Genomic DNA, 18,098 nt, shown 5'->3' on the forward strand with positions numbered 1-18,098 from the left:
CCGGTGAAGCGGGTGCAGACGCATGCCTGATACACCTCGCCGTCCCGGATGGCCTCCAGGCAGGCCAGCACCCCGGCGCGGTGCGCCTGCCGGTCGGGTGTCTCCCAGAAGATGCGGCAGCGGCGCTCGGGCGCGGGCGTGGTCAGCGCCTCGGCCAGCCAGCCCGGTATCGGCGCGCCGGAAAGACTCTCGAACCACCACTGCCCGGCCGTGGCGTCCTGGCGCAACACGTAGTCGGTCCAGCCGCCGGCAGCCTCGGGAATCCGGGGGCCCAGGTCGTCGGCGCCGGGGTCCGGGTAGGACAGGTAGCCGATCCAACCGCCGCCCACCGCGTCGCACCGCCGGCCGGGCGAGACGTCGAACACCCGGGCCGGGTCGACGGGTTCGACGGCCACACTGGGAGCGATCACGGCGCGGGCGCCGAACCACTCGCCGGTCAACGCGGCCGGCGGCGGCAGACCACACCGGGCGGTCGCCGCACCGACCGCGCGCAGCACCTGCGGTGCCGTGCCCAGGTCGCCGAGCGGCTCGATTCGCACCGCACCAGCTTGTCAGACGTCTTAGCTGCGGGTGATCTCCCGGGCAGCCGCCAGCGCCGCCAGCTTGTCCGGGTTGCGCATCGCGTAGAAGTTGGTGATCAGGCCGTCGACGATCTCGAGGGTGAACACGCCCTCCAACCGGCCCGCGCTGTAGAGCAACACTGCCGGGGCCCAGTTGCAGTTCGCCACCTCGACGTGCACGTCGGGCAGCGCCGCGCCCCGGCGTAGCAACCCGATGACCGCCCGAGACACCTTGTCGGCTCCGACAACCGGCTGGCGTGCCGCGGTGGCCTTGCCACCGCTGTCGGCGGTCCACGCCACGTCGGGAGCCAGCATCGACAGCACGGCCGTGATATCTCCGCCGGCTGCCGCAGTCATGAATTCCTCGGTGATCCGGGCGTTCTCGGCCGGGTCCACCGGGGTGAAGCGCGGTCGCCGGGCCTGCACGTGGCCGCGGGCCCGATGCGCGATCTGGCGCGCCGCGGCGGGGGATCTGCCCACCGCGGCGCCGATCTCGTCGTAGCCGAACCCGAACACCTCGCGCAGCACGAACACCGCGCGCTCGTCGGGGCCGAGCGTCTCCAGCACTACCAGCATCGCCATCGAGACCGACTCGGCGAGCACCACGTCGGCCGAGGGGTCCTGGTCGTCGAGCAGCAGCGGTTCGGGCAGCCACGGCCCGACGTAATCCTCGCGGCGCCGGGCACCCGCCCGCAGCGCGTTGAGCGCCTGGCGGGTGACCAGCTGAGCCAGGTAGGGCTTGGCGTCGCGTACCTCCGCCAGATCCACCTCCGCCCACCGCAGGTAGCTGTCCTGCAGGACGTCGTCGGATTCGGTCGCCGAGCCCAGGATTTCGTAGGCGATGGTGAACAGCAGCGGCCGCAGCTCGGTGAACCGTTCGGCGTGTTGGTTGCTCACACCGCCGTCTCCTGTTCAACCGCGACCGACCGCGCGCCGGCCTTCAGCCAACGGTACGAGCCGGGCTTGGCGCCCTCGCGCCGAATCCCCCACACGGTGGCTTTGCAGATCGTCTCCTTGATCGCCGCGGCCAGCCGGCCGCCGACGAACGCCTTGACCGGGGTGTCGTCGCGACGGGCCAGCTGCACGGTGGCGGCCTGACGGCCGACGCTGATGCACTGCCCGGTGAAGGCCTGATCCAGTGCGTCCGCCGGGCTGCCGGCGATACGCGCCAGCACGGTGTCGGCGGCCTGGGCGCCCAGCGGTATCGCAGCCTGGCAGCTCATCCGCAACGGTCGGCCCGACGGCGCCGCCGCGTCCCCGGCCGCGACGATCCACGGATTGTCGATGCTGGTCAGGGTCTCGTCGGTGACCAGCCGGCCCAGCGCGTCGGTGGCCAGCCCACTGGCAGTGGCCAGGTCCGGGACGCCGAAGCCCGCCGCCCAGACGGTTACCGCGCTCGGCAGCACGGAGCCGTCCTGCAACTGCACCTCGTCGGAGCGCACCGCGGTGACGGTGGCGGCTTGACGCACCTCGACACCCAACTTGCGCAGCGCCTTGGCCAGTGAGCGGCGCCCCGGGGCGCCCACTGACGGGCCCAGGATTCCGCCACAGACCAGGGTGACCGGCCGACCCTGCCCGGCCAGTTCGGAGGCGGCCTCGATGCCGGTCAGCCCGCCGCCGACGACGATCACCGGGGCGTCGACGGTCACCTCGCCGAGCCGGGCCAGCAGCCGCTGTGCATGCTCCAGTTCGCTGAGGGAATAGGCGAATTCGGCGGCACCCCGAACGGTGGGCGTGATCGCACCGGTGCTGCCCACGGCGTAGATGAGGAAGTCGTAACGCAGTACGGTGCCCGACGCCAGCCGGAGCCGGCGGTCGGCGGCGTCGATCCGGTCGGCGGCGTCGACCACCAGCTGGACACCATCGCCCAGCAGGTCGCCGTAGTCGCGGACGGCCTGGTAGTTACCGGCCACATGCTGGTGCAGCCGGATCCGCTCGACGAACACCGGACGCGGGTTGACCACGGTGACATCGACGTCGGGACTCTTCAGCAGGCGGTTGGCGGCCATGGTGCCGGCGTAGCCACCACCGACGACGACAACGTGGGTGCGAGTCATGAGTTGCTCCTGTCTCTGCAGATGGGTGATGCCCTCAAGACACCCCGGCCCGCCGGTATGTGACGCACTGTGAGCTGTCTCACCGCGTGCGTAGGGTGGGGCCATGGGTTTCGGTGGGCCGGCGCGGATGTTCGTCCGCGCGTTCAATGCCGTCACGACGTCGCTGGTCACTGCGCCGCTGCTCGGTTCGCGGCTGGGCCGTCGGCTCACCATGATCAGCTATGTCGGGCGGCGGTCCGGACAGACTTTCAGTCTTCCGGTGGCCTACTGGCGCAGCGGTGACGAGGTCGCCATCGGGGTCACCCTGCCCGACAAGAAGGCCTGGTGGCGCAACTTCTCCGGCGACGGCGGGCCGTTGACGATCCGGCTCGACGGCGCGGACCGGCCCGGGCACGCCGTCGCGGAGCGGGACGAGCAGGGCCGGGTGAAAGTGGTCGTCCGACTGGACCCGCGGTAGGCGTCTCGTCGGCTCAGGGCTGGTAGCGCGGGAACACCCCGGATGGCGCGGGCAGCGTCAGACCAGGTGTCAGCCGGTGCGGCACGGCGGTGAACATCCGCTGCTCGGCGGTCTGGCCCAGCAGGTCGAGCAGCTTGCCCGCCGATTCGGGCATCACCGGCTGCGCCAGCAGCGCCGCGATCCGCACCACCTCCAGCGTGGTGTACAGGACGGTGCCGAACCGGGCCTGATCGGCGGCGGACTCGCTCTTGGCGAGTTTCCACGGCTCGTGGGCGGAGAAATATCGGTTGGCCGCACCCAGCATCAGCCAGATCGCCTCCAGACCCAGGTGCATGGCCTGGGTGCCGAACGCCGCCCGCACCTTCTCCAATAATCCGTCGGCCTGGGCCAGCAGCTCCTCGTCGTCACCGGTGGGCGCCAGCGGTTCCGGGACCACCCCGGCCAGGTTCTTGGCGACCATCGATAGTGACCGCTGCGCCAGGTTGCCCAGCTCATTGGCCAGGTCGGCGTTGATGCGGCTGATCAACGCCTCCTCGGAGATGCTGCCGTCCTGACCGAAGGGGATCTCTCGCAGCAGGAAATACCGCACCTGATCGACCCCGAACTTGTCGACGAACTCGACCGGGTCGATGACGTTGCCCACCGACTTGCTCATCTTCTCGCCGCTGTTGAGCAGGAAGCCGTGTGCGAAAACCTTGCGCGGCAGCTCGATTCCGGCCGACATCAGAAACGCGGGCCAGTACACGGTGTGGAATCGGATGATGTCCTTGCCGATCATGTGCAGATCGGCCGGCCAGTACCGGCGGAAGGACTCGGAGTCGGTGTCGGGATAGCCGACCCCGGTCAGGTAGTTGGTCAGCGCGTCCACCCAGACGTACATCACGTGGTCGGGGTGGCCGGGCACCGGCACGCCCCAGTCGAACGAGGTGCGGGAGATCGACAGGTCGCGCAGCCCGCCGGAGACGAAGCTGACCACTTCGTTGCGGCGCACCTCCGGGGCGATGAAACCGGGGTTGGCCTCGTAGTGCGCCAGCAGCTTGTCGGTGTAGGCCGACAGCCGGAAGAAGTAGGTCTGCTCCTCGGTCCAGGTCACCGGCGCCCCGGTCTCGCCGGCCACCCGCGAGCCGTCGTCGGTGAGGCGGGTCTCGGCCTCGGTGAAGAACCGCTCGTCGCGTACCGAGTACCAGCCGGAGTAGGCGTCCAGATAGATATCACCGGCGTCGACCATGCGCTGCCAGATCGCCTTGGACGCCGTCAGGTGGTCGGCGTCGGTGGTCCGGATGAACCGGTCGAAGGAGATGTTGAGCCGTTCCTGCAGGCGCTGGAACACATCGGAGTTGCGTCGCGCCAGCTCCGCCGTCGGGATCCCTTCGGCGGCGGCGGTCTCGGCCATTTTCAGCCCGTGCTCGTCGGTGCCGGTCAGGTAGCGCACGTCGAACCCGTCGAGCCGGTGGAACCGGGCGATCGCGTCGGTGGCGATGTATTCGTAGGCGTGACCGATGTGCGGGTCACCATTGGGATAGGTGATCGCGGTGGTGACGTAGAAGGGCTCAAGCTGTCTCATCAAGCTTCACCCTAAGGTGTGCGGGTGAGCTCTAGACGATCAGCCGAACGCCCGGCGCCGCCTGCGCCGGAGCCGCTGACTCCGCTGGTCGACGCGCACACCCATCTCGATGCGTGCGGCGTCGACGACGTGCCCGCGATCCTGGACCGGGCCAGCGCGGTCGGCGTGCAGGCGGTGGTGACCGTCGCCGACGACCTGGACTCGGCGCGCTGGGTGACCCGGGCCGCAGACGCCGACGATCGGGTGTACGCCGCCGTCGCCCTGCACCCCACCCGCACCGACAGCCTCACCGACGGCGCGCGCGCCGAGATCGAGGCGCTGGCCGCCCACCCGCGGGTCGTGGCGATCGGCGAGACCGGCTTGGACCTGTACTGGCCGGGCCGGCTGGCGGGCTGCGCCGAACCCGCGACGCAAAAAGACGCCTTCGCCTGGCACATCGACCTGGCCAAACGCACCGGCAAACCGCTGATGATCCACAATCGCGACGCCGATGCGGCCGTGCTGGACGTGCTGCGCGCCGAGGGCGCCCCCGAGCGGGTGATCTTCCACTGCTTCTCGTCCGGCCCGGAGATGGCCCGCACCTGCGTCGACGCCGGCTGGACGCTCAGCCTGTCCGGCACGGTCAGCTTCAAAAATGCCCGTGACCTGCGAGAGGCCGTACCGTTGATCCCGCGCGAGCAGCTGCTGGTGGAGACCGATGCGCCGTTTTTGACCCCGCACCCGTACCGTGGCGCGCCCAACGAGCCCTATTGCCTGCCCTACACTGTCAGGGCGCTGGCTGAGCTGCTGGGAGTGTCGGCAGCTGACCTGGCGCAGGTTACGAGCCGCAACGCCCGTCGGGTGTACGACTTGCGCTGAAACCGGAAACGTAGTGCAGGTCACATTCGGTTGCCCGACGCTGGTGGGTTCGTTACCGTCTCGTTATAAATCGGGGCGCCGCAAGGGCCCCTTTGCCATGTTTTCGCGTCGTGAGGTTTCTGTTCCTTGAACACTTTGACCAGGCTGCATCAGGCCCCCTCGCCGATGCTGCGGATGCTGGTCGGTGCGCTCTTGCTGGTGCTGACCTTCGCCGGCGGCTTCGCAGTCGCCAGTGCCAAGACCGTGACGCTGGACGTCGACGGCACCCCGGTCACCGTGACCACCATGCGGTCGCGGGTGATCGATGTGGTCGCCGAGAACGGGTTCGACCTGGGCGACCGTGACGACGTGACCCCGGCGCGCGACGCCCGGGTGCAGAACGCCGACACCATCGTGGTGCGGCGTAGCCGGCCGTTGCAGCTGTCCCTGGACGGCCGCGAACCCCAACAGGTCTGGACGACGGCGTTGTCCGTCGACGAGGCGCTGGCGCAACTGTCGATGACCGACACCGCACCGGCCGCGGCGTCGCGCGGTAGCCGGGTCCCGCTTGCGGGCATGGCGCTGCCGGTGCTGAGCGCCAAGAACGTCCGGATCGACGACGGCGGTGTGGTGCGCACGGTGCGCCTGGCCGCGCGCAACGTCGCCGAACTGCTGGCCGCCGACGGCGCCCCGTTGGAACAGGCGGACAAGGTCAGCCCCCCGGCCTCGACCCCCGTCACCGAGGGTATGGAGATCCAGGTGACTCGCATCCGGGTCACCCACGTCACCGAGCGGGTGCCGCTGCCCCCGACCGCGCGGCGCGTCGAGGACCCGTCGATGAACATCAGCCGGCAGATCGTGGAGGATCCCGGCACCCCCGGCACCCAGGATGTGACCTACTCGGTGGCCACCGTCAACGGCGCCGAGACCGGCCGGCTGCCGGTGTCCAACGCGGTGGTGGCTCCGGCCCGCGACTCGGTGCTGCGCGTCGGCGCCAAGCCGGGCACCGAGGTGCCGCCGTCGGTGTACGGCGCGGCGTGGGACCGCATCGCCAACTGTGAGTCGCACGGCAACTGGGCGATCAACACCGGTAACGGTTTCTACGGCGGGGTGCAGTTCGACTACGGCACCTGGATCGCCAACGGCGGGCTGAAGTATGCCCCGCGCGCCGACCTGGCCACCCGTGAGGAGCAGATCGCGATCGCCGAGGTGACCCAGGCGCGGCAGGGCTGGGGCGCCTGGCCGGTGTGCAGCGGGAGACGCTGACCATCGGGCTACTCGGGGCCGGCGACATCAGGGCCCTGGCGGCCGAACTCGACCTGCGGCCCCGGAAAGCGCTGGGCCAGAACTTCGTTCATGACGCCAACACGGTGCGCCGGATCGTCGCCGGCGCCGGCATCACCGCCGCCGACCATGTCCTGGAAGTCGGGCCCGGACTCGGCTCGCTGACCCTGGCCCTGCTCGAGCACGGGCCGACGGTGGTCGCCGTCGAGAAGGATCCGGTACTGGCCGACCGGCTGCCGGTGACCGTCGCCGAATACGCACCCGCCGACGCCGACCGCTTGACGGTGCTGAGCCGGGACGTGTTGACGCTGCAGCGCGCGGAGGTGGCCGTCGCGCCGACGGCGGTGGTGGCAAATCTGCCCTACAACGTCGCGGTCCCGGCGTTGCTGCACCTGCTGGCCGAATTCGCCTCGATTCGCACCGTGATGGTGATGGTGCAGTTGGAGGTGGCCGAGCGACTGGCCGCCGAACCGGGCGGCAAGGACTACGGGGTGCCCAGCGCCAAGGCTCGGTTCTTCGGTGAGGTGCGCCGTTGCGGCACGGTGCCGCCGAGCGTGTTCTGGCCGGTGCCGCGGGTGAACTCCGGACTGGTGCGCATCGACCGGTATGACACCGCGCCCTGGCCGGTCGACGACGCGTTCCGCCGGCAGGTCTTCACGCTCATCGACATAGCGTTCGCCCAGCGCCGCAAGACTATTCGCAACGCCTTGGCCGAGTGGGCGGGATCGGGAGCGCAGGCCGCGCAGCACCTGGAGGCGGCCGGGATCGACCCGGCGCGCCGCGGTGAGACGCTGGCGATCGCCGATTTCGTGCGCCTGCTTCAGGTTTCTGGGCCCGGCGGCGTGGCCAGCACCCGGGACAACTGTTCGACGAACTCGGTGCAGGAGTCGTAGCGCCGCGCCGGCAACTTCGCCATGGCGCGTTCGACCACGACGTCGAGGCCGCGGGCGGCCGGTCCGAAGGCCGCCGAGACGGGCGGTGGCAGTCGCCGCAGGTGCGCGTCCACCAGTTCGGCGGCGCTCGACGCCGGGAACGGCGGCGCCCCGGTGAGCAACTCGACCGCGGTGCACGCCAGCGCGTATTCGTCGGTGGCAGCTGACGGGGCTTTGCCACAGAGGATCTCGGGTGCGGTGTAGGGCAGCGAGACCTCGGGGTTGCCCGGTTTCCGGGGCCGGTTCCACACGCCCTCGACGACGGCGTGGGCCGAGCCGAAGTCGGTCAGCACCGCCCCGGCGCGGGGGAAGTCGGCGGGGATCAGGATGTTGGCGGGTTTGACGTCGCAGTGCACGATGCCGCTGTGATGGGCGTGGTCGAGCGCGTCGGCGATCTGGGCCAGCGCGCTCAGTTGATCCGGCAACGCGTGCAGCCCGGTCGAATTGCCGCCGTCGACGAACTGCATCGCCAGCCAGTACGGCCCGTGCCGCAAGACGGTGACGATATGCGGATGGTCGAGGACCCGCGCGAACTCGAACTCGCGGTTCAGCCGCGCCTGCTCTCCGGGTGTGCGATGCATTTCGTCGAGAACTTTCAGCGCCACCGGCGGGGCCTGGTCGGCGCGGAGGCGAGGGTCGTGGGCTCGGTAAACGGTGGCGTGTCCCCCGCGCCCGACTTCGTGGTCGATCACGTAGCCGCCGAAGTCGATGCCGGCGTCGCCCATGGGCCCAGGTTATGGGGCCGGGGCCGCCTCCGACGGCTGAAGCCGGGCACCTCCCCGGAAAGCTAAGAAAAACATGATCGCAAAGCCAAAAATCAATGACATTTTGCTGGCGGAGGGTGATAATCATCCCAACTTCGTGCGGGAGGTCGTCATGGCAACGGTGGACAGTCGCAAGCTGCGTTCGTTGGGTGCGGTTCCGCTGGCCGTCGCCACCATCGCCGCACTGGGTGTCTCGCCGACGGTGGCGCCCGGCCTGGCCTCGACGGCCAAAACCGTGGTGGCCGAGGCGACGTTGCTGGACACCCAGTCCTGGATCATGGGCGGCAGCGGGCTGCCGGTCCCGCCGCCGCAGTATCTGGCGGCGCTCACCGACCGGTTCCTGGACCCGGCGACGCCCAAATTCGCCGGCCAGCCGCTGTTCCCGGTGGACGTCACCAACGCGTTGTTCACCCCGGAGGGCCTGTACCCGCTGACCGGCGTGAAGTCGCTGCCGCTGGACACCTCGCTGGACCAGGGTGTCGAAATCCTGCACCAGAAGATCATGCAGGAGACTGCTGCCGGCAATGACCTTGTCGTACTTGGCTATTCGCAGAGCGGTGTCATCAACGCGCTGGAGATCAAGCAGCTGCTGAGCATGCCCGAGGATGAGCGGCCCGACGCCGACCAGCTGTCCTTCGTGATGCTGGGCAGCCCCAGTACCCCCGATGGCGGCCTGCTGTCCCGTTTCGACCTGACGAGCCTGAATCCGAATCTGCCCGAGCTGTCGCTGCCCAGCCTGGGCGTCACGTTCAGCGGCGGCACCCCGACCGACACGCCGTGGGAGACCGCGTTCTACACCCAGGAGTACGACGGCTTCGCCGACTTCCCCAAGTACCCCCTGAACCTGTTGGCGGACATCAATGCGTTCATGGGCATCATGTTCGTGCACGGCACCTATCCGACGCTGACCGACGAGCAGTTGGCGTCGGCGATCGAGCTGCCGGTCAGCGACGGCTACACCGGCAATACCCAGTACTTCATGATTCCCACCGAGAACCTGCCGCTGCTGGCGCCGTTGCGGGGCAGTGGATTCGGCAACGCGATCGCCGACCTGCTGCAGCCGAGCCTGCGGGTGCTGGTGAACCTCGGCTACGGCGACATCGAACACGGCTGGTCGCAGGGCCCGGCGGACGTGTCCACCCCGTTCGGCCTGTTCCCCGACGTCAATATGCAGGACGTGTTCACCGCCCTGGTGAACGGCGCTCAGCAGGGGTGGACCGACTTCGTCGACGCCCTGCAGAACATGTCGTCGAGCAGCGCGGCGGACCTGTTCGGCGGCGAGATGCTCGGCAGCGCCGACTTCGTCATGCCGAGCCTGACCGACATCGTCAACACGCTGACCAGCGCTGCAGCGACGCTGTATGCCACGTTGCTGCCCACCGCGGACATCCTCAACGCCCTGGTGACCACCTTGCCGGCCTACACCGCGACGATCTTCGCCCAGGAACTGGCATCCGGTGACCTGCTGAACGCGATCGGCCTGCCGCTGGCGGCCACCACCGGGTTGGTCACCATGGCTGCCGGGTTCGAGTTGGAGGTCCTGCTGGGGGCCTTCAGCTCCATTCAGGCCGACTTCGCCGACCTGTTCAGCTAGACCGCGCAGCGGATGGACCCGCTAGTGTCATCGGCGTGACCGCATCCGACGGTAGTGCCGCCACCGAGTGGTCCCCGACCGGTTCGGTCACGGTGCGCGCGCCGGGCAAGCTCAACCTCTACCTGGCGGTCGGTGACCGCCGCGACGACGGCTACCACGAGCTCACGACGGTTTTTCACGCGATTTCGCTGATCGACGAGGTGACCGTGCGCGACGCCGATCTGCTGTCGTTGCGGATCGCCGGCGAGGGCGCCGAGGTGTTGCCCACCGACGAACGCAATCTCGCGTGGCGAGCCGCGGAACTGATGGCCGAGCACGTCGGCCGGGCTCCTGACGTGGCGATCAGCATCGACAAGTCCATTCCGGTGGCCGGCGGGATGGCGGGCGGCAGCGCCGACGCGGCGGCGGTGCTGGTCGGGATGAATGTGCTCTGGGAGCTGGGCGTGCCGCGACGCGACCTGCACGCCATAGCCGCCCGACTCGGCAGTGACGTGCCGTTCGCGCTGCACGGCGGTACCGCGTTGGGCACCGGACGCGGCGAAGAACTGGCGACGGTGCTCACCCGTGAGACGTTCCACTGGGTGCTGGTCTTCGCCGACCGCGGGTTGTCGACGCCGGCGGTGTTCGCCGAACTGGACCGGCTGCGCGACAGTGGGCGCGCCCTTCCGGAGGTGGGCGAGTCCGAACCGGTGCTGGCCGCGCTGGCCGCCGGCGATCCGCAGCGGTTGGCGGGCCTGCTCGGCAATGACCTGCAGACGGCCGCGGTCAACCTCAATCCCGCGTTGCGAAGAACATTGCGGGCCGGCGTGGAAGCGGGGGCGCTCTCGGGCATCGTGACCGGGTCCGGACCGACGTGTGCGTTCCTGTGCGCTTCGGCGCCTTCGGCGGCCGATGTCGCCGTCGAACTGGCGGCCGTCGGAGCCGGCCGCGCGGTGCGGGTGGCCAGCGGCCCGGTCTACGGTGCCAGGGTGGTGCCGTCATCGGTCAGCGGGATGTGACGGCGGCCCCAATCTCGTGCCAAGATTTGCCCCTCGATTAAGAGGAGTTTAAGATACTGCGCGGTGACCAGTTGTGGCCAAGAACTCCCCGTCGACCAGACGCACATCGATCTGGTGGGCCGCGCATTACGGTATCGAGACGCAACCGCCACCTATTTGTGCGCGCGCGCCTCTTACGAAGTGGTCTCCGGCAGGTGGAACATGAAATCTCAGCCCGTGGGGAAAGCACCGGTGCCGGCTAGGAGGCCGTCGTGAGCAGGTTTACCGACAACATGTTCCGCAGTGCACGCGAGTCCACCAAGGGCATGGTCACCGGGGAGCCGCACGAACCGGTCCGGCACACCTGGGGTGAGGTGCACGAACGCGCCCGCCGCATCGCCGGCGGGCTGGCCGCCGCCGGTGTCGGCCCCGGAGACGCGGTCGGGGTGCTGGCCGGCGCCCCGGTCGAGATCGCCCCCACCGCGCAGGGCGTCTGGATACGCGCTGCGAGCCTGACCATGCTGCATCAGCCCACGCCGCGCACCGACCTGGCGGTGTGGGCCGAAGACACCATGACCGTCGTCGACATGATCGACGCCAAGGCCGTGATCATCTCCGACCCGTTCCTGGCCGCGATGCCGGTGCTGCAGGAGAAGGGCCTGAAGGTCCTGACCGTCGAGGATCTGCTGGCCGCCGACCCGATCGACCCGGTGGAGGCCGGCGAGGACGACCTGGCGCTGATGCAGTTGACGTCCGGGTCGACGGGTTCGCCCAAGGCCGTGCAGATCACCCACCGCAACATCTACTCCAACGCCGAGGCGATGTTCATCAGCGCCGAGTACGACGTCGACAAGGACGTCATGGTCAGCTGGCTGCCGTGCTTCCACGACATGGGCATGATCGGCTTCCTGACGGTGCCGATGTACTTCGGCGCCGAGCTGGTCAAGATCACCCCGATGGACTTCCTGCGGGACACGCTGCTGTGGGCCAAGCTGATCGACAAGTACAAGGGCACCATGACCGCGGCCCCCAACTTCGCCTACGCGCTGTTCGCCAAGCGGCTGCGCAAGCAGGCCACGCCGGGCCAGTTTGATCTGTCCACGCTGCGGTTCGCGCTGTCGGGCGCCGAGCCGGTCGAGCCCGCCGACGTCGAGGATCTGATCGACGCCGGCAGGCCGTTCGGCCTGAAGCCGGAGGCGATTCTGCCGGCCTACGGCATGGCGGAGACGGTGCTGGCGGTGTCGTTCTCCAAGTGTGGCGCGGGCCTGGTGGTCGACGAGGTCGACGCCGATCTGCTGGCGGCGCTGCGCCGCGCGGTGCCGTCGACCCGAGGCAACACCCGGCGGCTGGCCTCGCTGGGGCCGCTGCTGGAGGGGATCGAGATCCGGATCGTCGACGAACACGGCAATTCGCTGCCGCCGCGCGGGGTCGGCGTGATCCAGCTGCGCGGGGAGCCGGTCACCCCGGGTTACCTGACCATGGCGGGCTTCCTGCCGGCGCAGGACGAGCACGGTTGGTATGACACCGGCGACCTGGGCTACCAGATGGAGAACGGCCACGTCGTGGTGTGCGGCCGGGTCAAGGACGTCATCATCATGGCGGGCCGCAACATCTACCCGACCGACATCGAGCGGGCCGCGGGCCGCGTCGAGGGCGTGCGCCCGGGTTGTGCGGTCGCGGTGCGCCTGGACGCCGGGCATTCTCGCGAGACGTTCGCGGTCGCGGTGGAGTCCAACGCCTGGCAGGATCCCGCCGAGGTGCGCCGGATCGAGCACCAGGTGGCCCACGAAGTCGTCACCGAGGTCGACATGCGGCCCCGCAACGTGGTGGTGCTGGGGCCGGGCAGCATCCCCAAGACACCGTCGGGCAAGCTGCGCCGGGCCAACTCCGTCGCCCTGGTCACCTAGGCGCCCTTTTCCGCGAGGGAGCGTGTTTGTACCCGACACGCCGGGCTTTTGCGTACACACGCGCACGCTCGCGGGGCGGAAGCTGGGTCAGCCCCAGGCGTGGACCACATTCTGCGCGGGCTCCAAGCCCAGCTCGATCAGCAACTCCGTGGCATCGGCGGCCTGCTCGCAGATCGTCGGCAACTCGTCGCGCTCCCGCGCATCAAACGGCTGCAGCACGAACGCCGCCGGATCCTGCCGCCCGGGCGGTCGGCCGATGCCCAGGCGAACCCGCTGAAAGTCCTTGCTGCCCAATACCATTGCGATGGATCGCAGCCCGTTGTGGCCGCCCTCGCCGCCGCCCTGCTTGAGCCGGATCCGGCCGTAGTCCAAGTCGAGATCATCGTGGATGACCACCACATCAGCCGGCGGCACCGAGTAGAACTTGGCCAGCGGCCCCACCTGGCGGCCCGACTCGTTCATGTAACAACGCGGGCGGGCCAGCACCACCGAGCGCCCGCTGAGCCGCCCGGTGACCACGTCGGCACCGGACTTCTTGTGCAGCTTGAAGGCCGACCCGATGCGCTGGGCGAGCAGGTCGGCGACCATGAAGCCCACGTTGTGCCGGGTGTGGGCGTAGGTCGGCCCCGGGTTGCCCAGGCCGACCACCAGCACCGGTGGTGACTCGGCCACGCCGTGCTCGGCCTACTCGGCCTCGGGGGCCGCGGCCTCGCCGGCGGCTTCGCCGGCTGCCTCGTCCGCCGCCTCGGCCTCGGGCTCCTCCTCGACCCGCGGCTCGACCACGTTGACCAGCAGCAGTTCCGGGTCGGACACCAGCGTCACACCCTCGGGCAGCTCCAGCTCGCCGGCGGTGACCTGGGTGCCGGCTTCGGCGCCCTCGATGGAGATCGTCAGCTGCTCGGGAATCGACAGCGCCTCCGCCTCGATCTCCACCCAGGTGGCGTCCTGGGTGACCAGCGTGCCCGGGAACGACTCGCCCTCGAGGACGACGTTCACCTCGACGATGACCTTCTCGCCGCGCTTGACCACCAGTAGGTCCGCGTGCTGGATGGTGCGACGGATCGGGTGGATATCCAGGGCCTTGGTCAGCGCCAGCTGCTCGGTGCCCTCGATGTCGAGCGTCAGCACCGCGTTGGTACCCGAGTTCCGCAGCACGGCTGCGTAGTCGCGGGCGTGCAACTCGAGGTGCTGCGGGTCGGTGCCGTGGCCGTAGAGGACCGCGGGTACCTTGCCGTCGCGGCGGGCCCGGCGTGAGGCGCCCTTGCCGGTCTCGGAACGCACCGCGGCGGTGAGCTTGTTCGCGGTGGTGGACTTGGCCATCGAAACTCCTGTGGTCGCTACCTGTGCATGAGGCACGGCCAGATCGAGGCAACCATCAGGTCTTCGTCGATAACGGCGGCCGCAGGGGCCGCCCTCGCCGTGACGCCCGGTCAGGCTAGCGCATCAGCGCCTCAGAGCGGAAATTGCACCCCGGTGAGCTGCTCGGACAACGTCCACAGGCCGGCGGCGGTGGAGCCGCGTTTGGCCAGCAGGCTGCGCCCGACCGAACCGGTGCCGCCGATGAAGGCGAACCGCGGCCCGACGAACGTGTTGCCCGACAGATCCTGGGAGGCCGCGTGTAGCGTCTGGCGCGCCCCGAAGTCGGGGCTGGTGGCCAACAGGCCGTTGCCGATCGTGCGCATCAGCGCGTCGCCGACCCGATTGCCGGTGTGGCCCTGCAGGTTGGTGCTCGAATAGCCGGGATGGGCCGCCAGCGCGAGCAGCGGCGAGCCGGCCGCCACCAGCCGGCGCTGCAACTCGCTGGTGAACAGCAGATTGGCCAGCTTGGACTGGCCGTAGGCCAGCCACGCGCGATACCGCCGCGACTCCCAGTTCAGGTCTTTCAGGCTCACATACCCCAGCCGGTGCATGAACGACGACACCGTGACCACCCGGTCGGTGAGCTTGGGCAGCAGCAGGTTGGTCAGCGCGAAATGGCCGAGGTGGTTGGTGCCGATCTGGCTCTCGAAACCGTCGACCGTCGTCGAGTACGGCACCGCCATGATTCCGGCATTGTTGATCAGCACGTCGACGGCCGGGGTCTCCTCGGCGAACCGCCGCACCGAGGACAGGTCGGCCAGATCCAGGGCGCGGACCTTGACCCTGTCTTCAGAGCCGGGCATGCTCGCCGCGGCGGCTTCGCCTTTGCCGGTGTCGCGGACAGCCAGTGTGACGCTGGCGCCCACCCGGGCCAGCTCACGTGCGGTCACGGCTCCCAACCCACTGTTGGCGCCGGTGATGATCACGGTGCGTCCGGAGAACGAGGGCAGATCGGCAGCGGTCCAAGAGGCCATGGCTCCCACCTTAAGGGTGCTCAGCGGCAGTTGTTGGTGTCGATCCAGCGGCCGTTGTAGCCGACACAGGTCTGCACCGGCGGTGGGGGAGGCGGTGGCGGGGGCACGTCCTCGGGTAGCGGGGCGTAATAGGCCGGCGGCGGGGTGAGGTCGGTGCAGGTGCTGACGTGGAATCGGCGGCCCACGCCGACACACACGTCGGCGACCGCGGTGCCGGCCGGTGTGACGATGACGGTGCCCGGCAGCACGATCAGTGCCAGTGCCGCCGCGGCGCGGATCCGGCGAGCCATCACTGGCCCAACAAGCCGTGGTCGGCTTCGGGAAGTTCGCAGCGGCTACGGAACTCGACCAGCGGCTGCCGGATACCCAGCAGGTCGGCGTGGGCCTGCGGATTGTCCGCGAAGTAGCCGCGGATGGCCTCAGGCACCTCGGAGTCGGGCCGGTCGCGCAGGCCGGAGTAGAACGCGTTGACGTCCGGATGTGCGAACAGGTAACCGGAGGTCGACGCGGCGACGCCCGCGGTCACGTTGGCCAGGTCTGCGGCGGTGCAACCCGGTGGCGGGTCGGCCAGTGCGGCAACCGGTGTCAGCAGAACCGTGGTGGCCGCGGTTACGGCGAGGCCGGCGAAAAGTCGCGGCGACCGGCGGGCAAGGGGCATTGTGGAACTCCCTTCAGCAGGCGGGGTGCGTCGCACTGTAGCAAGCCGCGGAAGGGAATTGGGGTCACTTGCGCCGACCCGCTGCGGAATCACTTGGCGGCGACGGTGAACCCGTTCATGATCGCCTCGACGTCGGCGGCCTCCTTGGGCGCCTGTTCGTTGAAGCTGGTGATCGCCAACTGCACCAGGTAGCGCTGGTCGTCCGGTGCCGACCCGGTGGCGATCACCATCCGGAACCAGCTGTGCAGGCGCTGGCCGTCCATGTCGTGGGTGCCCTGGACCATCGACGACGGGAAGCCCTGGTAGTCCTCGTTGGAGGCGTCCAGCAGCCGGAAGTTCTTCGCCAGTTGCGCGTCGACCACACCGTGCTTGATGGCCTCGCGTGAATCAAAATTGCCGTTGAGTTTGACCACGCTCAGGATCGCCCGCGGAAGCTTCTCGCCCTTGCCGATGACCAGGGTGGTCGCCGGCAACATCGCGTTCTCCTTCTTCGTCCACCCCGGTGGCGTCGGGATCGACACCGTAAGGTCAGTCAGCGCGTTGGGGGCCACCGCCTCGGCGGCCACCCCCTTGTCTTCCAGGAAGCGCCCCACCGTCACCGGCGGCTGCGGCGCCTCTGACGTGGTGCTGGTGGTTGTGCCGTTCGACCAAATAGATTGATAGTCAGGGGTTTTGGCGCCGCATCCGGTCGCTGCCCCGGCCAGCGTGACGCACGCCAGCGCTGCGACGGCCGTCCAGCGCAGCAAGGTCACAGTATCTCGCGGACCGCGTCAATCGGGCGGGCCAGCCGGGTGCCTTTGTCGGTGACGACGAACGGTCGCTGGATCAGGATGGGGTTCGCGGCCATCGCGTCGAGCAGTTCGTCGTCGGAGGCATCAGCCAGGCCGAGCTCCGCGTAGACCGACTCGCCGGTGCGCACCGCGTCGCGCACCCCGATTCCGGCATCGCGGATCATGTCCGCCAGCTCCGCGCGTGACGGCGGGGTTTTCAGATACTCCACGATGGCCGGCTCGATACCGTTGTCGCGCAGCAGTTCCAGCGTCTTGCGTGAGGTGGAGCAGCGCGGGTTGTGGTAGACGGTCGCAGTGTCGTCGCTGGTCATTTTAGGCTTCTCCGTTGAAAAGTCCGGTGACCGAGCCGTTTTCGAATACCGCCCGGATGGTGCTTGCCAGCAGCGGGGCGATCGACAGCACGGTCAGCTGGGCGAACTGCTTGTCGTCGGGGATCGGCAGGGTGTTGGTGACGATCACCTCGCTGGCGCCGCAGGACGCCAGGCGCTCGGCGGCCGGCTCGGACAGTACACCGTGGGTGGCCGCGATGATCACGTCGCGGGCGCCGTCCTCGCGCAACAGGTGCACCGCGGCGGCGATGGTGCCGCCGGTGTCGATCATGTCGTCGATCAACACGCACGTCTTGCCGGCCACCTCACCGACCACCCGATTGGACTTGACCTGGTTGGGCACCAGCGGATCGCGGGTCTTGTGAATGAACGACAGCGGAACGCCGCCCAAGGAGTCGGCCCACTTCTCGGCGATGCGCACCCGGCCGGAGTCGGGGGAGACCACCACCATGTCGGAGTCGGCGTAATTCTCCTTGATGTAACCGACCAGCAGCGGTTGAGCGCGCATGTGGTCGACCGGGCCGTCGAAGAAGCCCTGGATCTGATCGGTGTGCAGGTCCACGGTGACGATCCGGTCGGCGCCGGCCGTCTTCAGCAGATCGGCCACCAGCCGGGCCGAGATCGGTTCACGGCCGCGGTGCTTCTTGTCCTGGCGGGCGTAGGGATAGAACGGCACGATCGCGGTGATCCGTTTGGCGCTGCCGCGCTTGAGCGCGTCGATCATGATCAGCTGTTCCATCAGGTGCTTGTTCAGCGGCGCCGGGTGCGACTGCAGAACGAAGGCGTCACAGCCGCGGACCGACTCCTCGAAACGCACGAAGATCTCGCCGTTGGCAAAGTCGCGGGCGGTCTGCGCGGTCACCGGGACGTCCAGTTCTTTGGCGACCTGATCGGCCAGCTCCGGGTGCGCTCGACCAGCGAAGAGCATCAGGTTCTTGCGGTTGTCTGTCCACTCGTGGCTCACGCGCTGCCCCCGCCGTTGGAGATCTGGGAAATTGGTCGAGTTAATTCGGGCCTTATGGTACGTAGTCCGCCGAGCGATTTCGCTCCGGGC

At 69.0% G+C, this 18,098-nt stretch carries 19 protein-coding genes and 1 pseudogene; 7 read left to right on the top strand and 13 right to left on the bottom strand.

From position 1 onward, the window contains the following. The 3 genes and pseudogenes from DQP56_RS07795 to DQP56_RS07805 all read right to left on the bottom strand — a co-directional run. Positions 1-539 (bottom strand): annotated as a pseudogene (locus tag DQP56_RS07795) (aminodeoxychorismate synthase component I); the annotation flags it as partial. 21 nt (positions 540-560) lie between these two features. Next, the gene (locus DQP56_RS07800; protein WP_112684392.1) at positions 561-1,457 is read right to left on the bottom strand and encodes an RNA polymerase sigma-70 factor; all 897 of its coding nucleotides are present in this window, start codon (positions 1,455-1,457) and stop codon (positions 561-563) included. Next, on the bottom strand, positions 1,454-2,617 hold the full coding sequence (locus DQP56_RS07805; protein ID WP_112684393.1) for an NAD(P)/FAD-dependent oxidoreductase: 1,164 nt from the start codon (positions 2,615-2,617) through the stop codon (positions 1,454-1,456). The genes DQP56_RS07800 and DQP56_RS07805 overlap by 4 nt, the downstream gene beginning before the upstream one ends. 103 nt (positions 2,618-2,720) lie before the next feature. Here DQP56_RS07805 and DQP56_RS07810 point away from each other — a divergent pair, with 103 nt between their 5' ends. Further along, entirely contained in the window at positions 2,721-3,074 is a 354-nt protein-coding gene (locus DQP56_RS07810; RefSeq protein WP_112684394.1) for a hypothetical protein, read from the top strand. 13 nt (positions 3,075-3,087) lie between these two features. Here the strand turns inward: DQP56_RS07810 and metG are convergent, their stop codons facing one another. Beyond that, positions 3,088-4,638 (bottom strand): methionine--tRNA ligase, encoded by a 1,551-nt coding sequence (metG, locus tag DQP56_RS07815; RefSeq protein WP_112684395.1) that lies wholly within the window; start codon positions 4,636-4,638, stop codon positions 3,088-3,090. 18 nt (positions 4,639-4,656) lie between these two features. Here metG and DQP56_RS07820 point away from each other — a divergent pair, with 18 nt between their 5' ends. The 3 genes from DQP56_RS07820 (at position 4,657) to rsmA (ending at position 7,652) form a co-directional block, all read left to right on the top strand. Further along, a complete protein-coding gene (locus tag DQP56_RS07820) occupies positions 4,657-5,496 on the top strand; it encodes a TatD family hydrolase (RefSeq protein WP_205868820.1) in 840 nt (279 codons plus the stop codon). Between the two features lie 126 nt (positions 5,497-5,622). Continuing rightward, positions 5,623-6,741: a resuscitation-promoting factor gene (locus DQP56_RS07825; RefSeq protein WP_112684396.1), complete on the top strand. Its 1,119-nt coding sequence runs from the start codon at positions 5,623-5,625 to the stop codon at positions 6,739-6,741. After that, complete coding sequence (rsmA, locus tag DQP56_RS07830) at positions 6,714-7,652, top strand: 16S rRNA (adenine(1518)-N(6)/adenine(1519)-N(6))-dimethyltransferase RsmA (protein ID WP_112684397.1); 939 nt, start codon at positions 6,714-6,716, stop codon at positions 7,650-7,652. The genes DQP56_RS07825 and rsmA overlap by 28 nt, the downstream gene beginning before the upstream one ends. Here the strand turns inward: rsmA and DQP56_RS07835 are convergent. Further along, positions 7,580-8,416 carry a serine/threonine-protein kinase gene (locus tag DQP56_RS07835; protein ID WP_112684398.1) on the bottom strand — a complete coding sequence of 279 codons (837 nt, stop codon included), beginning with the start codon at positions 8,414-8,416 and terminating at the stop codon, positions 7,580-7,582. The genes rsmA and DQP56_RS07835 overlap by 73 nt on opposite strands. A gap of 151 nt (positions 8,417-8,567) precedes the next feature. On the opposite strand from DQP56_RS07835, the gene DQP56_RS07840 reads away from it, so the two are divergent. From DQP56_RS07840 to DQP56_RS07850, 3 genes are all read left to right on the top strand, one after another. Further along, positions 8,568-10,049, top strand: coding sequence for a PE-PPE domain-containing protein (locus DQP56_RS07840; RefSeq protein WP_234825549.1), 1,482 nt, complete (start codon positions 8,568-8,570; stop codon positions 10,047-10,049). Positions 10,050-10,084: 35 nt separating this feature from the next. Next, a complete protein-coding gene (locus tag DQP56_RS07845; RefSeq protein WP_165824938.1) occupies positions 10,085-11,047 on the top strand; it encodes a 4-(cytidine 5'-diphospho)-2-C-methyl-D-erythritol kinase in 963 nt (320 codons plus the stop codon). A gap of 251 nt (positions 11,048-11,298) precedes the next feature. Continuing rightward, complete coding sequence (locus DQP56_RS07850) at positions 11,299-12,933, top strand: fatty acyl-AMP ligase (protein ID WP_112684400.1); 1,635 nt, start codon at positions 11,299-11,301, stop codon at positions 12,931-12,933. 87 nt (positions 12,934-13,020) lie between these two features. Here the strand turns inward: DQP56_RS07850 and pth are convergent, their stop codons facing one another. From pth to DQP56_RS07890, 8 genes are all read right to left on the bottom strand, one after another. Then, a complete protein-coding gene (gene pth / locus DQP56_RS07855; protein ID WP_112684401.1) occupies positions 13,021-13,605 on the bottom strand; it encodes an aminoacyl-tRNA hydrolase in 585 nt (194 codons plus the stop codon). Positions 13,606-13,617: 12 nt separating this feature from the next. Further along, positions 13,618-14,253 carry a 50S ribosomal protein L25/general stress protein Ctc gene (locus tag DQP56_RS07860; protein WP_112684402.1) on the bottom strand — a complete coding sequence of 212 codons (636 nt, stop codon included), beginning with the start codon at positions 14,251-14,253 and terminating at the stop codon, positions 13,618-13,620. 131 nt (positions 14,254-14,384) lie between these two features. Beyond that, entirely contained in the window at positions 14,385-15,266 is an 882-nt protein-coding gene (locus DQP56_RS07865) for an oxidoreductase (protein ID WP_112684425.1), read from the bottom strand. Between the two features lie 20 nt (positions 15,267-15,286). Next, on the bottom strand, positions 15,287-15,556 hold the full coding sequence (locus DQP56_RS07870) for a hypothetical protein (protein ID WP_112684403.1): 270 nt from the start codon (positions 15,554-15,556) through the stop codon (positions 15,287-15,289). Continuing rightward, positions 15,556-15,924: a heme-binding protein gene (locus DQP56_RS07875; RefSeq protein ID WP_112684404.1), complete on the bottom strand. Its 369-nt coding sequence runs from the start codon at positions 15,922-15,924 to the stop codon at positions 15,556-15,558. Before DQP56_RS07875 ends, DQP56_RS07870 begins: the two co-directional genes overlap by 1 nt. An 89-nt stretch (positions 15,925-16,013) precedes the next feature. After that, the gene (locus DQP56_RS07880; RefSeq protein WP_435673831.1) at positions 16,014-16,676 is read right to left on the bottom strand and encodes an LpqN/LpqT family lipoprotein; all 663 of its coding nucleotides are present in this window, start codon (positions 16,674-16,676) and stop codon (positions 16,014-16,016) included. Further along, a complete protein-coding gene (gene arsC, locus DQP56_RS07885) occupies positions 16,673-17,026 on the bottom strand; it encodes an arsenate reductase (glutaredoxin) (protein WP_112684405.1) in 354 nt (117 codons plus the stop codon). The genes DQP56_RS07880 and arsC overlap by 4 nt, the downstream gene beginning before the upstream one ends. Position 17,027: 1 nt before the next feature. Then, a complete protein-coding gene (locus tag DQP56_RS07890) occupies positions 17,028-18,008 on the bottom strand; it encodes a ribose-phosphate diphosphokinase (protein WP_112684406.1) in 981 nt (326 codons plus the stop codon). Positions 18,009-18,098 lie beyond the last annotated feature (90 nt).

The organism is Mycolicibacter senuensis, from assembly GCF_003284925.1.
In the GTDB taxonomy this organism is placed as follows: Bacteria; Actinomycetota; Actinomycetes; order Mycobacteriales; family Mycobacteriaceae; genus Mycobacterium; species Mycobacterium algericum_A.